Origin of the sequence: Alcanivorax jadensis T9 (assembly GCF_000756655.1) — a bacterium.
GTDB lineage: Bacteria > Pseudomonadota > Gammaproteobacteria > Pseudomonadales > Alcanivoracaceae > Alcanivorax > Alcanivorax jadensis.
Genome location: NZ_ARXU01000003.1, coordinates 44783 through 59289 on the forward strand (window position 1 = coordinate 44783; position 14507 = coordinate 59289).

The 14507-nt window shown below is 60.1% G+C and carries 10 protein-coding genes; 5 read left to right on the forward strand and 5 right to left on the reverse strand.

The features are described from left to right. Positions 1 to 29: 29 nt before the first annotated feature. From T9A_RS04865 to mnmG, 4 genes are read right to left on the reverse strand one after another with little or no spacing between them, the layout of a single operon-like run. Positions 30 to 950 (reverse strand): ParB/RepB/Spo0J family partition protein, encoded by a 921-nt coding sequence (locus T9A_RS04865; RefSeq protein WP_035245648.1) that lies wholly within the window; start codon positions 948 to 950, stop codon positions 30 to 32. 13 nt (positions 951 to 963) lie between these two features. Then, positions 964 to 1761: a ParA family protein gene (locus T9A_RS04870; RefSeq protein ID WP_035245651.1), complete on the reverse strand. Its 798-nt coding sequence runs from the start codon at positions 1759 to 1761 to the stop codon at positions 964 to 966. Positions 1762 to 1795: 34 nt separating this feature from the next. Beyond that, positions 1796 to 2428, reverse strand: a complete 633-nt coding sequence (rsmG, locus tag T9A_RS04875; RefSeq protein ID WP_035245652.1) for a 16S rRNA (guanine(527)-N(7))-methyltransferase RsmG — start codon at positions 2426 to 2428, stop codon at positions 1796 to 1798. Next, on the reverse strand, positions 2425 to 4320 hold the full coding sequence (mnmG, locus tag T9A_RS04880) for a tRNA uridine-5-carboxymethylaminomethyl(34) synthesis enzyme MnmG (RefSeq protein WP_035245653.1): 1896 nt from the start codon (positions 4318 to 4320) through the stop codon (positions 2425 to 2427). The genes rsmG and mnmG overlap by 4 nt, the downstream gene beginning before the upstream one ends. A gap of 274 nt (positions 4321 to 4594) precedes the next feature. On the opposite strand from mnmG, the gene T9A_RS04885 reads away from it, so the two are divergent. The 3 genes from T9A_RS04885 (at position 4595) to T9A_RS04895 (ending at position 9425) form a co-directional block, all read left to right on the forward strand. Next, positions 4595 to 6295, forward strand: a complete 1701-nt coding sequence (locus T9A_RS04885) for a potassium/proton antiporter (RefSeq protein ID WP_035245658.1) — start codon at positions 4595 to 4597, stop codon at positions 6293 to 6295. A gap of 137 nt (positions 6296 to 6432) precedes the next feature. Then, positions 6433 to 7242, forward strand: coding sequence for an SDR family NAD(P)-dependent oxidoreductase (locus T9A_RS04890; RefSeq protein ID WP_035245660.1), 810 nt, complete (start codon positions 6433 to 6435; stop codon positions 7240 to 7242). A 368-nt stretch (positions 7243 to 7610) separates the two neighbouring features. Continuing rightward, on the forward strand, positions 7611 to 9425 hold the full coding sequence (locus T9A_RS04895; RefSeq protein WP_035245662.1) for an acyl-CoA dehydrogenase C-terminal domain-containing protein: 1815 nt from the start codon (positions 7611 to 7613) through the stop codon (positions 9423 to 9425). A gap of 334 nt (positions 9426 to 9759) precedes the next feature. Here the strand turns inward: T9A_RS04895 and T9A_RS04900 are convergent, their stop codons facing one another. Then, the gene (locus T9A_RS04900; RefSeq protein ID WP_035245664.1) at positions 9760 to 11358 is read right to left on the reverse strand and encodes an isocitrate lyase; all 1599 of its coding nucleotides are present in this window, start codon (positions 11356 to 11358) and stop codon (positions 9760 to 9762) included. Positions 11359 to 11848: 490 nt separating this feature from the next. On the opposite strand from T9A_RS04900, the gene T9A_RS04905 reads away from it, so the two are divergent. Then, on the forward strand, positions 11849 to 13222 hold the full coding sequence (locus T9A_RS04905; protein ID WP_035245665.1) for a WS/DGAT/MGAT family O-acyltransferase: 1374 nt from the start codon (positions 11849 to 11851) through the stop codon (positions 13220 to 13222). A gap of 245 nt (positions 13223 to 13467) precedes the next feature. Continuing rightward, a complete protein-coding gene (locus tag T9A_RS04910; protein WP_035245667.1) occupies positions 13468 to 14355 on the forward strand; it encodes a D-hexose-6-phosphate mutarotase in 888 nt (295 codons plus the stop codon). The last annotated feature ends 152 nt before the right edge of the window (positions 14356 to 14507 follow it).

The window sequence follows — 14507 nt, forward strand, 5'->3', positions numbered from 1 at the left end:
CACCCTCCATGGATCCTGCGTCGGACGTGTTACTTGATATGGGCCAGGATGCCGTCCAGTTCATCCAGGTTGTTATAGCTGATCACCAGTTTGCCCTTGTTGCCCTGGCCCTGCTGGATCTGCACCGGTGCCCCCAGACGATCGGACAAGTCGCCGATCAACGCTTTCACGTTGGGGTCTTCCTTGGGCGGTGCCGGTTTGGCGGGTTTGGCTTTTTCGAAGTCACGGACCAGCTCTTCGGTCTGGCGCACGGACAGCCCTTTGGCCACCACGGTGCGGGCCGCTTCCACCTGTTTATTACCGGTCAGCGCCAGCAGCGCACGGGCATGGCCCATTTCCAGGTCGCCGTGCTCGAGCAGCTTCTTGACGTCGGATTCCAGGCTCATCAGGCGCAGCAGGTTGGTCACCATGGCGCGGGATTTACCCACCGCGTCAGCCACCTGCTGGTGGGTAAGACCGAATTCTTCCTTCAGGCGGCCCAGGGCGATGGCCTCTTCCATGGGATTGAGGTTTTCCCGCTGGATGTTCTCGATCAGCGCCATGGCGATGGCGGCTTCGTCGGGCACCTCGCGGATTACCGCCGGGATGGTGTCCAACTCGGCCATCTTGGCGGCACGCCAGCGGCGTTCACCGGCAATGATCTCGTAGCGCTTTTCGCCGAGCGGGCGCACCACGATGGGCTGCATGACCCCCTGGGCACGGATGGACTCGGCCAGCTCTTCCAGGGCATCCGGGGACATGTCACGGCGCGGCTGGTAACGACCGCGCTCCATGCAGTCCACCGGCAGGTGGCGCAACTCGCCATCACGGGGGGGATATTCCACACCGCTGACGCGGTCTTCCTCCTGCTGCTTGATCCGCACTTCGTCCTGGTGCTGCTGGTAGGATTCGCTGCTGCTGAGCAGGGCATCCAGGCCCTTGCTGAGACCGCGTTTACGCTTTGCCGCCATGATGTTTCGTTCCTTATGAAGCTGCTGCAGGCTGGGCCTTGAGCGCCTGCTCACGACGCAGGATCTCACCGGCCAATGCCAGATAGCTGACCGCACCGCGGGATTTCGGATCGTAGGTGATCACCGGCGCGCCGTGGCTGGGGGCTTCCGCCAGCCGCACGTTACGCGGAATGATGGTGCGGTACACCTTGTCGCCGAAGTGGCTGATCAACTGGTTGGACACATCGTTGGACAGGCTGTTGCGAGGGTCGTACATGGTGCGCAGCAGGCCGCCGATGTGCAGCTTGGGATTGAGGACCGAGCGGATCTTTTCGATGGTGTTCATCAGCGCGGTCAGACCTTCCAGGGCGTAGTACTCGCACTGGATCGGCACGATCACCGAATCCGCCGCCGTCAACGCATTGACGGTGAGCATGTTCAGGGACGGCGGGCAATCGATGAGGATGTAATCATAGTCGTCGCGGATCCGCGCCAGCGCATTACGCAGGCGAAATTCCTTGGACTTCAGGTCCAGCAACTGGACTTCCGCGGCGGTCAGGTCGCCGTTGGCGGCGATCAGGGCGAAGCCGGATTCTTCCGGCGTACCGGTCACCGCCTGCTCGATGGGCACGTCATCGCAGAGCACATCGTAGATGGTGTAATCCGTCTCGAACTTGTCTACCCCGGAGCCGGTGGTGGCATTGCCCTGGGGGTCGATATCCACCAGCAACACTTTCTTGCGGGTGGCTGCCAGCGACGCCGCCAGGTTCACACTGCTGGTGGTCTTCCCCACGCCGCCTTTCTGGTTCGCTACGGCAAATACGGTGGTCACTGCTGTCTCCTTATGGAGGCCACTGAGATGGCCCTCAATCGCTGCGCTGTTGTACCACCACCAGTGTCCTGGGCTCATCGAGCCCGGGAATGTTCAGACTATGGTGGTTGCCTTGCCAGTGCGGCGGCATGGTCGCCAATTCCCGCTCTGTGCTGGCCGCTTTCATGGCCAGTACCCGGGTATTATCGGTAATTATCGGCGCCATGAGTGCCAGCATGTCCGACAAGGAGGCAAAGGCACGGCAAATTATCTGTGATGGGCTCTTACCGTACTGTTCCACGCGGGCGTGCACAACCTCCACGTTATCCAGCCCCAGCTCACGGCGGGCCTGGCGCACGAAGCGGGTTTTCTTGCCGTTGGAATCCAGCAGGGTAAAGGCCTGATCCGGCCGCGATACCGCGAGAATAATCCCTGGTATACCAGCACCGGTGCCCACGTCCAGGGTGTCGGTGTCTGCCACGTAGGGCAGCACCGCCAGGGAATCGAGCAGATGACGGGTGACCATCTCCGCCGGATCGCGAATGGCGGTGAGGTTGTAGGCCTGGTTCCACTTCACTAGCAGGTCCACGTACGCCAGCAGCAGGCGCTGCTGGTCATCACTGAGGGACAGGCCCAGGGCATCGACGCCCCGGGCCAGGGTGTCGGATAAGGTTGTGGATAGGCTCATGCCTGCTGGGCCGCCTTCTGCTGATGCTGATGCTTTTTCAGATAGATCATCAGCAGGGAAATCGCCGCCGGGGTGACCCCGGGAATCCGGCCGGCCTGACCCAGGGTTTCGGGGCGGATATCCCCCAACTTCTGCTTCACTTCGTTGGACAGGCCTTTCACCTGGCCATAATCGAAGTCGTCCGGCAGCCGGGTGGTTTCCGCCGCCCGCAGCTTCTCGATTTCGTCGCTCTGACGATCGATATAGCCGGCATACTTGGCGAGGATTTCCATCTGCTCGATCACCGCCGCGTCCGGACGGTCTTCCAGCGCCACCGCGTCCGCCAGGGTGGCATAGCTCAACTCCGGGCGCTTGAGCAGATCCAGCAGGCTGTATTCGTGGGTCAGCGGCTTCTCGATCAGGGTGTTCACCGCCTCGGCCTGGGGCGTTTTCGGCTGCACCCAGGTGCTTTTTAGGCGCTGCTCTTCTTTCACCATGCCCTCGCGCTTGGCATTGAAGGCGGCCCAGCGTTCATCGTCCACCAGACCCAGCTCACGGCCTTTTTCGGTGAGGCGCAGGTCGGCGTTGTCTTCACGCAGCAGCAAGCGGTATTCCGCCCGGCTGGTGAACATGCGGTAGGGCTCCTGGGTGCCCATGGTGATCAGGTCATCCACCAGCACGCCGATGTAGGCTTCGTCCCTGCGGGGCGTCCAGGCCTCTTTCTCCTGGCTTAACCGCGCCGCATTCAGGCCCGCCAGCAACCCCTGGGCGCCAGCTTCTTCGTAACCGGTGGTGCCATTGATCTGGCCGGCGAAGAACAGGCCCGGCATGTGCTTGGTCTCCAGGCTGTGCTTGAGATCCTGGGGATTGAAATAATCGTATTCGATGGCGTAGCCCGGACGGGTGATATGGGCATTCTCGAAACCACGAATGGAGCGCACCGCCTGCAGCTGCACATCGAACGGCAGGCTGGTGGAGATGCCGTTGGGGTACAGCTCGTGGGTATCCAGCCCTTCCGGCTCCACGAAGATCTGGTGGCTGTCCTTGTCCGGATAGCGGTTCACCTTGTCCTCGATGGACGGGCAATAGCGCGGCCCGACCCCGTCGATAACGCCGGTGAACATGGGGCTGCGGTCGAAGCCGCTGCGGATGATGTCGTGGGTCTGGGCATTGGTATGGGTGATATAGCAGCACACCTGTTGCGGGTGCTCTTCCACCTTGCCCAGGTAGCTCATCACCGGCAGCGGGCTATCGCCCCACTGCTCCTGCATCACGGAAAAATCCACGGTCTTGCCGTCGATGCGCGGCGGCGTGCCGGTTTTCAGGCGGTCGACCCGGAACGGCAGTTCGCGCAGGCGGCGGGCCAGGGCATTGGAGGGCTGATCGCCGGCGCGGCCACCCTGGTGATTATCCAGGCCGATATGAATGACGCCGCCCAGGAAGGTGCCGGCGGTGAGCACCACCGCATCGGCCACAAAGCGCAGGCCCATATTGGTGACCACCCCCACACAGCGACCGTTGTCCACGACCAGGTCGTCCACGGCCTGCTGGAACAGGGTCAGGTTGGGCTGATTTTCCAGGGTGGCGCGGATGGCAGCCTTGTAACGGACCCGATCCGCCTGGGCGCGGGTAGCGCGCACCGCCGGACCTTTGCGTGCGTTGAGTACGCGGAACTGGATGCCCCCTTTATCGGTGGCCCGGCCCATGGCGCCGCCCAGGGCGTCGATTTCCCGCACCAGGTGACTCTTGCCAATGCCGCCGATGGCCGGGTTGCAGCTCATCTGACCCAGGGTTTCGATGTTGTGAGTCAGCAGCAGGGTGGAGACGCCCATGCGGGCGGACGCCAACGCCGCCTCGGTGCCGGCATGGCCGCCGCCGATCACAATCACGCCAAATCGCTGGGAAAAATCCATCTCAACACTCGCCTTGCAGGGGTCTGCTGTTCAAAATATAGCCAGAAGGGCGCGCTAGTATAATGCCAACATCACACGCTGCAAGCTCCGCGCACGCGATTTACCGTAGGAGCGGCGCTTGAGCCGCGAACCTGCTCGCGAACACTTTCCCAATGCCCTTCGCGGCTCAAGCGCCGCTCCTACGCAAAGATCATCGTCCCGTCATGTAGCGCGCAGCGCGTTGCGTGTAAGCTATTCTACTATAGAACCCTGATTCTCTTGGTATGGATTCCGCTTGGACTCTCTGAACCTGTTTCTTCTTATCGGCACCGGCCTGATGTTTACCGGCCTGCTGCTGGGCTCGCTGAGTGCCCGGTTCGGGGTGCCGTCGCTGCTGATTTTCCTGGTGGTGGGCATGCTCGCCGGCGAGGACGGCATCGGCGGTATCCAGTTCGATGATTTCTCCACCGCCTATGTGATCGGCAATATTGCCTTGGCAGTCATCCTGCTCGACGGCGGCCTGCGCACCCGGCTCAGCACTTTCAGGCTAGGCCTGAAGCCGGCTCTCAGCCTGGCCACCTTTGGCGTCGCCATTTCCGCCGCCCTGGTGGGAGCCTTTGCCACCTGGATGATGGGCGTGGACTGGCGGGTGGGGCTGCTGCTGGGCGGCATTATTGGCTCCACCGATGCGGCGGCGGTATTCAGCGTGATCAAGGGCGCCGGGGTGACGCTGAATGAACGGGTGGCCAGCACCCTGGAAATCGAATCCGGGCTTAACGACCCCATGGCCATCTTTATCACCCTGATGCTGGTGGGGCTGCTGGTGGACCCCGCGGCCGACTGGGGTGTGGGCATGCTGTGGACCCTGCTGCAACAGTTCGGCCTGGGCGCCCTGCTCGGCTTGTTGCTGGGCGCGGTGATCAGTGAGCTGCTGCTCAGGGTACGCAGCAACGAAGGCCTGCATGCCCTGCTGCTGTGTAGTGGCGGCGCCATGGTATTTGCCCTCACCAACCTGGTGGGTGGCTCCGGCTTTCTGGCCATCTATCTCACCGGCCTGGTGGCGGGAAACCGCCGCGGTGGCACCGGCGACAATGTGCTCAAGGCCATGGATTCCATGGCATGGCTGGCCCAGTCGGGCATGTTCCTGATTCTCGGTCTGCTGGTGACGCCGTCCCGGCTGACCGAAAACCTGCCCTGGGCCCTGGCGGTAGCGGCCTTCCTGATGCTGCTGGCGCGCCCCATCGCCGTGTGGGTAAGCCTGCTGCCGTTCCGCTTCACCTGGCGGGAGGAAACCTTTATCGCCTGGACCGGCCTGCGCGGGGCGGTGCCCATTGTCCTGGCGGTGTTCCCGTTGCTGGCCGGAGTGGAGCAGACCTACCTGCTGTTCGATATCACCCTAGTGGTGGTGCTGATTTCCCTGCTCGGCCAGGGCGCCAGCCTGCGCTATGTAGCGCGCAAACTGAAAGTGTCGGTGCCGCCCACCACCGAACCCAAACAGACCGTCCCGCTGGCCGCCCCCCGTGATCGTTATCTGATGCAGTTCGAGGTAGAGGCCGGCGCCCGGGCCGTGGGCAAGCCACTGGGCGAATTGAGCGAGGACAAACGCACCCCGCTGATCCTGTACCGCAACCAGCAGGTGCTCAGCCTCAGTGACAACCCGGATATCGAAGCCGGCGATCTGATCGCCTGGCTCGCGCCCCTGTCCCACAAGTCCGCCCTGTCCGACCTGTGCCACAAGATGAGCAACGACGAGAAACGCTATTACGGCGATTTCACCGTGCTCGGCAAGACGCCGGTGGCGCAGTTGATTGCCATCTATGGTGTGGAAGCACCGCCGCCCCTCTGGCAGGGGCTCACCGTGGCCGAGATGTTCACCAAACAGGTAGGGAAGCAGACCGTGGTCGGTGATACGGTTCGTGTCAGCGGCCTGCGCTTGCGGGCCCGCTCGGTGGAAGATGGCAAGGTGGTGCTGGTCGGCTTGAAGCTGCCGGGGTAAGACATGTAAGTGTCGAGTTGCGAGAAGCGAGTTTCGAAAAGCAAAACCGTTTTGGCTTTTCGCAACTCGAAACTCGAAACTCGAAACTCGTTACTCGCAACTGCTCACTGAATCTCTGACTCACACAAGGATGACTCATGGCCCGTTTCGATAATCATCGCATTCTGATCACTGGCGCCGGTGCCGGCATTGGCGCCCTGATGGCAGAGGAATTTGCCAAACAGGGCGCAGAAGTGATCGTTACCGCCCGGCGCATCAGTGCAGCTCGCGAAGTCACCGATCGCATCAAGGCTGCCGGTGGCAAGGCGCACCCCTATGTACTGGATGTGAGCAAGATCGCCTCCATCGCCAAGTTTCGCGCCAAGCTTCATGCGGAGGTCGGCCCCATCACCGGTCTGATCAATAATGCCGGCGTGGTGTTCGGTGGCGAGTTCGAGCAGGTTTCGCTGGAGCAGCACCTGAACACCTTCCGCATCAACACCGAAGGCTTGATGGCAACCAGCCATGCCTTTATCGAAGACCTGATCCAGTCGAAGGAAGGTTATCTGGTCAATATTGCCAGCGCCTCTGCCTTTGTGGGCCTGCCCTATGGCAGCACCTATGCGGCCAGCAAATGGGCGGTGGTCGGTTTCTCCGAATCCATCCGCCTGGAGCTGGACGTGCGCAAGATCAAACATGTGCATGTGACCACGGTCTGCCCCAGCTATATCTCCACCGGCATGTTTGATGGCGTGAAAACCCCGATGTTCACGCCCATGCTCACGCCAGGGAAAGTGGTCAATAGCATCATCAGGGGCATGCAGAAAAAGGACAGCTTTGTTATCGAGCCGCCCATCGCCAAATCCACCGAACTGCTCAAGGCGGTTTTACCCCAGGGGGTTTGGGACGAAGTGGCGCTGCGCATGGGCGTCTCCACCTCCATGTATAGCTGGAAGGGGAAGAAGTAGGAGCAGGATCTGTCGTCTGTCGTAGGAGTTCCCTTCCAGGGGACGAACCGAGCGGCAGCGAGGAAATCGGTGGGGCTTCTCGCCCCGCTCCCAGAAAGTCGTTCCAGAAACCCGAACCCCCTGATCGCCCTGCGGTCGATTCCGCACTGCGTGCGGTTCGTCCCCTGGAAGGGAACTCCTACAGTGGCTCCGTAGCAATCCCGTTGCTTGAAGCTCAACATCGTGTGAACGCCCATTCACCCTAACGCCCGCCCGCGCCCGCCTTGGCAGTCAATGTGTTTGCCCTTGAATTGCCCAACAATGCCCGCCCTGTTGCGCTGTCCGTTACTGACAGTTGAATCGATTTCTGCCTGACGAGGGTAACTGTTATGCCGACTTACAAGGCTCCCGTGCGCGATATGCGCTTTTTGATGAACGAAGTGCTCGATTTCGAAAGCCACTACAAGACTTTCCCGGAAGGCGAAGAAGCCACCCCGGATATGGTCGAAGCGATTATTGGCGAAATGGCCAAGCTGTGTGAAAACACCCTCGCGCCCCTGTACCAGAGCGGTGACGAAGAAGGCTGCAAGTTTGAAGACGGTGTGGTGACCACGCCGAAAGGCTTCAAGGAAGCCTACGACGAGTTCGTGGCCGGCGGCTGGCAAGGTCTCAGCCACCCGGTGGAATTCGGCGGCCAGGGCCTGCCCGCGTCCCTGGGTCTGATCAAATCCGAAATGATGGCAACCGCTAACTGGTCCTTCACCATGTACCCGGGCCTGTCCATGGGTGCCATGAACACCATCCAGATGCACGGTTCCGAGCAGCAGCTCCAGGACTACATGGTCCCCATGACCGAAGGTACCTGGGGCGGCACCATGTGTCTGACCGAGCCGCAGTGCGGTACCGACCTGGGCCAGGTGAAAACCAAGGCCGAGCCGCAGAAAGATGGCTCCTACAAGATTTCGGGTACCAAGATCTTCATCTCTTCCGGTGAGCACGACCTGACCGAGAACATCGTCCACATCGTTCTCGCCCGCCTGCCCGATGCGCCGAAAGGCACCCGCGGCATCTCCCTGTTCATCGTGCCCAAGTACCTGCCGGGCAAGATCGGTGAAGATAACGGTGTGCACTGTGGTTCCCTGGAAAAGAAAATGGGCATCAAGGCGTCCGCCACCTGCGTGATGAACTTCGACGAAGCCACCGGCTTCCTGATCGGTCCCGAGAACAAGGGCCTGGAGTGCATGTTCACCTTCATGAACACCGCGCGTATCGGTACCTCCATCCAGGGTCTGGCTCACGCCGAGCTGTCCTATCAGGGTGCCCTGACCTACGCCAAGGAGCGTAAGTCCATGCGCGCTCTGTCTGGCAAGAAAGAGCCGGATGCCATCGCCGACAGCCTGATTCACCACGGTGACGTACGCCGCATGCTGCTCAAGCAGAAGGCCATCGCCGAGGGCGGTCGCGCCATGATCTACTTCGCCGCCCAATACGCGGACAAGATGATCAGCGCAGCCCAGGCTGACAACGATGAAGAGTACCAGAAGTGGGATGACGAGCTGGGCTTCCTGACCCCGATCCTGAAAGGCTTCCTGACCGAGAAAGGTCTGGAAGTGGCCAACGACGGCATGCAGGTATTCGGTGGCCACGGCTACATCAAAGAGCACGGCATGGAACAGATCGTCCGTGACGCGCGCATCTCCACCCTGTACGAAGGCACCACCGGCATCCAGGCACTGGATCTGCTGGGCCGCAAGGTACTGCTGCTGACCAAGGGCAAGTGTGTTCGTGACTTCAGCAAGAAGCTGGTGGATTTCGGCACCAAGAACCTGCGTGATCCCAAGCTGCGTCCGTTCGCCTGGAAGCTGCTGAAGATCGCCGCCGAGTGGAACTACCTGACCACCCGCATCATGCTGGTGGCCTCCAAGGACCGCGATATCGTTTCCACCGCCAGCTACGACTTCCTGATGTACAGCGGCTACGCCATGATGGCCTACTTCTGGGCCCTGCAAGCCGGTGTTGCCCAGGACAAGCTGGAAAATGGCGGCGCAGAGCCGGCGGAGTTCTACCAGGCCAAGCTGGCCACCGCCGAGTTCTACTTCGATCGCATGCTGCCCTCTGCCAAGGCCCACGCGGATGCCGCGCTGAAGCCGACCAAGAGCACCATGCAGCTGAAGCCGGAACACTTCTCCTTCGATTACGAGTAAGGAGAAGGTCGGACGTCGCAACACGGACGTCAGACGCAAAAAAAGGGCGGCCTTCGGGTCGCCCTTTTTTTGTGGCCAACTCTGATACGCGATCACATAGCCCCTGTAGGAGCGCCGCTTGAGGCGCGAACCTCGCGAAGCGAGTAAGGCACGCCCGCTCTTCTCCAGAAATACTCGTCCGCGTCTGGATGGGTTTGTCGCCTCGCTGCGCTCGGTTCGCGCCTCAAGCGGCGCTCCTACGGCGGGTTTGAAAAGGAGATGGGTTTTTCCGGCACAAAAAAAACGGCCCCCTTCCGGGGGCCGCCTTTTAAGACTTACCAGAATCTATCGAGACTTAGGTGTTCTCGAACTGACCCATGGTGTTGTCTTTACCGCCAGCTTTCAGTGCTGCTTCGCCGGAGAAGTACTCTTTGTGGTCATCACCGATGTTGGAACCGGCCATGTCCTGGTGCTTCACAGTAGCGATGCCCTGACGGATTTCCTTACGCTGAACGCCTGCAACGTAGGCCAGCATGCCTTCGTCACCGAAGTAGCCTTTAGCCAGGTTGTCGGTGGACAGAGCAACAGTGTGGTAGGTCGGCAGAGTGATCAGGTGGTGGAAGATACCTGCTTCACGGGACGCATCACGCTGGAAGTTCTTGGTCCACTCGTCAGCCAGCTCAGCCAGCTCGGTGCTGTCGTAGTCGGCGCTCATCAGACGATCGCGATCGTAGGCGGATACGTCTTTGCCTTCCTTCTCCCAGGCATCGAATACCTGCTGACGGAAGTTCAGGGTCCAGTTGAAGGACGGGCTGTTGTTGTAAACCAGCTTGGCGTCCGGCACCACTTCGCGGATACGGTTAACCATGTCTGCGATCTGGCCAACGTGGGGCTTCTCGGTTTCGATCCACAGCAGGTCAGCGCCGTTCTGCAGGCTGGTGATACAGTCCAGAACCACACGGTCAACACCAGTGCCGGCTTTGAACTGGAACAGGCCGGAAGCCAGACGCTTCGGCTTGAGCAGCTTGCCGTTGGACTTGATCACAACGTCACCGTTGTTGATGTCGCTAGCAGATTCAACCACGTCACCGTCGAGGAACGCGTTGTACTGGTCGCCCAGGTCGCCCGGCTCGTTGGTTACAGCGATCTGCTTGGTCAGGCCAGCACCCAGGGAGTCGGTACGGGCAACGATTACACCGTCGTCGATACCCAGTTCCAGGAACGCGTAACGTACGGCGTTGATCTTGGACAGGAAGTCAGCGTGAGGAACGGTTACTTTACCGTCCTGGTGACCACACTGCTTCTCGTCGGAAACCTGGTTTTCGATCTGGATACAGCACGCGCCAGCTTCGATCAGCTGCTTGGCCATCAGGTAGGTAGCTTCCGGGTTACCGAAGCCAGCGTCGATGTCAGCGATGATCGGAACAACGTGAGTTTCGAAGTTGTCGATCTTGCTGATGATGTCTTTCTGCTTGGCTTCGTCGCCAGCTTCTTTGGCATCGTCCAGAGCACGGAACAGGTGGTTCAGTTCCCAGGCGTCAGCCTGCTTCAGGAAGGTGTACAGCTCACGGATCAGTTCAGCAACAACAGTCTTCTCGTGCATGGACTGGTCAGGCAGCGGACCGAACTCGGAGCGCAGCGCAGCAACCATCCAGCCGGACAGGTACAGGTAACGGCCTTTGGTGGTACCGAAGTGCTTCTTGATGGAGATCAGCTTCTGCTGACCTACGAAGCCGTGCCAGCAACCCAGGGACTGGGTGTACTTGCTGGTGTCCTTGTCATAGGCCGCCATGTCTTCACGCATGATCTTGGCGTTGTACTTGGCGATGTCCAGATGCGTGTTGAAACGGTTTTGCAGACGCATGCGAACAGCAGATTCCGGGTTGATATCTTTCCAGGTGCTGTTGGCACCAACCACAGAACTCAGTGCTTCGATGTCTTTGGTGTATGACATGGTGAACCTCTGATTAACAAATTGGTTTATCGATACCGGGAGGGGCAACCCTGCTCATGCCAGACGGACACATGCCGGTCTACCGATGCGGCGCATTCTAGAGGCAGTAGACCCATAAACATAATCAATATGATCTATGTTCGGTATTTTCCTGGTGAATGTAAGGCGTATTTCGTAGTGCCCGAGCCTCTGATTGGCCGCCAGATTGGACCTGCGCCGGCATGAATCCGGGCGATCTCGAACCTGACTTGCCAACACGCAACCCGGCCTTCAAGGTGGATAGGAACCTCCATTTTCCTGAACACACTGCCACTCATCAATGAGACAGCCAGCGGCATTTACCGCATCGCCCGCCAATTTACACCTTGCACACAGTGACCCGAATGGGGCTTTGCTACTATGATCTTTCCTGCACAGCTGGCATGGAGAGTGCATTGCCATTTCAGGTAACAGTTGTGTTCAGGGAGATAAAAATGACGAAGGGGAACCTATGAAAGCGCTTAGTCCGGTGGACCAACTTTTCCTGTGGCTGGAAAAACGCCAGCAGCCCATGCATGTAGCCGGTCTGCAGCTGTTTTCCTTCCCGGAAGATGCAGGCCCGAAATATGTCAGCGAGCTCGCTCAGCACATGCGCGACTACTGCTCCCCGGTGGCGCCATTCAACCAGCGACTGACTCGTCGCCTGGGCCAGTATTACTGGACCGAGGACAAGCACTTCGACATCGATCATCACTTCCGCCACGAGGCCCTGCCCAAGCCGGGCCGCATCCGTGAGCTGTTGTCGCTAGTGTCGGCCGAGCATTCCAACCTGCTGGACCGGGAGCGGCCGCTGTGGGAAGCCCATCTGATCGAGGGTATCCGCGGTCGCCAGTTCGCCCTCTACACCAAGATTCACCATTCCGTGGTGGATGGTATCTCTGCCATGCGCATGGGCATGCGCGCCCTGTCCACCGATCCGGAGGAGCGGGAACTGCCGCCGGTGTGGGCCTATGAGCCGAAAAAACGCAGCCGCTCCCTACCCAGCAGCCCGGTGGATGTGGCGTCCAGCCTGGCGCGCCTTGGCGCAGGCCTAAGCAAACAAGCCGCCACCGTGCCAGGCCTCGCCCGCGAGATCTACAAGGTGAGCCAGAAGGCCAAAAAAGATGAGAACTATGTGTCCATCTTCCAGGCCCCGGACACCGTACTCAACCAGACCGTTACCGGATCACGCCGTTTTGCCGCGCAGAGCTATTCGCTCTCGCGGCTGAAAGTCATCGCCAAGGCCTTCGGCTGTACAGTCAATACGGTTGTACTGTCGATGTGCGGCCATGCCCTGCGTGAGTACATGATCAGCCAGAACGCCCTGCCCGACGAGCCGCTGATTGCCATGGTGCCCATGAGCCTGCGCCAGGATGACAGCGCTGGCGGCAACCAGATCGGCATGATCCTGGCCAACCTGGGCACCCACATTTGTGATCCGGCCAACCGGTTGCGGGTGGTACACGACTCGGTACAGGAAGCGAAAGAGCGCTTCTCGCAGATGAGCCCGGAGGAAATCCTCAACTTCACCGCCCTGACCATGGCCCCCACCGGCCTCAACCTGCTCACCGGGCTGGCGCCAAAATGGCGAGCCTTTAACGTGGTGATCTCCAATGTGCCCGGGCCGAAGGAACCGCTGTACTGGAATGGCGCGCAGCTTCAAGGCATGTATCCGGTGTCCATCGTGCTGGATCGCATCGCCCTGAACATCACCCTGACCAGCTATCAGGATCAGCTGGAATTCGGCCTGATCGCCTGCCGTCGTACCCTGCCTTCCATGCAGCGCTTGCTGGACTATCTGGAGCAGTCCATCCGTGAGCTGGAGATTGCGGCGGGGATAAAATAACCGCGCCTCCACCGCAGGAGCGTCGCACTCTGTGCTCCGCGAGTAGGCGACGCGATAAAAGACCAGAATCAAAAGCACTTTCACCACAGAGGGCACAGAGTACACAGAGAAAACCCGTCTTTTCCTCAGTGATCTCTGTGTCCTCTGTGGTAAATCCATCTTTCAGGTTTTGGGTTTATGCACTTCGTGCACCCTTCGGGCCGACCTGCGTTCGTTGCTACGCTCCTACATTTCGCGGAGAAGGCATGACAGCAACCATCAAACAGATTACCCGCGGCGACCTGGCCTGCTGGGAAATTCGCCACCGTAACCAGACCCTGGTGATTGCCGAACAGGGCGCCCAGGTGCTGGAGTATCAGCGGGATGGCGAGCATCCACTGATCTGGCTCAGTGAGGAAGCGGCGTATCACCGCGGCCAGGGCGTGCGTGGCGGGGTACCGGTGTGCTGGCCCTGGTTCGGTGGCCTGGATTTCAACCCGAAAGAGATCCGCCAACAATATGCGCTGGCAGAGCCTCCCGCCCACGGCCTGGTCCGTCAGCAGCCCTGGGTTTTACAACACCGCCAGGAAGAGGCCGACGGCATCACTCTGCGCTTCGGCCTGTCGGACCAGGCCGACCGGCAATCCCTGCCCCCCGTGGAGCCCACCCTGACCGTGCGCCTGGACGATGGCCTGAGCCTGGCGCTGAACAACCATAACCATGGCAACACGCCGGTATGGATCAGCCAGGCTCTGCACAGTTACTTCGCGGTATCAGACTCCCGACAGGTAACGGTACATGGCCTGGACACCTGCCCCTATGTGGACGCGCTGAATGACTGGCAACCCCATCGCCAACATGGCCCGCTGACTGTTGTCGGTGAGACCGACCGGCTGTATCTACAGCTTCCCGACACCCTGCATATTGATGATCCCGGCTGGCAGCGTCGGCTGACCCTGTCGGCCTCCGGCAGTCGCTCCGCGGTGGTATGGAATCCCTGGGTCGACAAAAGTCGTCGTCTGACACAATTCGCCGGCGATGCCTGGCAAAGAATGCTCTGTATTGAAACCGCCCGTGTCCTCGACAACGCCCTGCTGCTGGGCCCTGGCGAGCAACACAGCATGGTGGTTCGCTTTGTGACAACGGCGTTATAACTGCCGGTTTAAGCGTCCATAAAAAGGGGTGGTGCTCGCCAAAAAAGGAGGGTAAAGTCGGAAATGGCTGCGAATTATGGCAGTGGATTAGTTTGGTAATTGTCTTCCCTGCGTGAAGCTGAAGTTGTCTCCGAACACCGCCCAACATGGTT

Coding starts and splice junctions, on each gene's coding strand:
- T9A_RS04865 (WP_035245648.1), bottom strand. CDS start 950: ATGGCGGCAAAGCGTAAACGCGGTCTCAGCAAGGGCCTGGATGCCCTG.
- rsmG (WP_035245652.1), bottom strand. CDS start 2,428: ATGAGCCTATCCACAACCTTATCCGACACCCTGGCCCGGGGCGTCGAT.
- mnmG (WP_035245653.1), bottom strand. CDS start 4,320: ATGGATTTTTCCCAGCGATTTGGCGTGATTGTGATCGGCGGCGGCCAT.
- T9A_RS04890 (WP_035245660.1), top strand. CDS start 6,433: ATGGCCCGTTTCGATAATCATCGCATTCTGATCACTGGCGCCGGTGCC.
- T9A_RS04895 (WP_035245662.1), top strand. CDS start 7,611: ATGCCGACTTACAAGGCTCCCGTGCGCGATATGCGCTTTTTGATGAAC.
- T9A_RS04900 (WP_035245664.1), bottom strand. CDS start 11,358: ATGTCATACACCAAAGACATCGAAGCACTGAGTTCTGTGGTTGGTGCC.
- T9A_RS04905 (WP_035245665.1), top strand. CDS start 11,849: ATGAAAGCGCTTAGTCCGGTGGACCAACTTTTCCTGTGGCTGGAAAAA.
- T9A_RS04910 (WP_035245667.1), top strand. CDS start 13,468: ATGACAGCAACCATCAAACAGATTACCCGCGGCGACCTGGCCTGCTGG.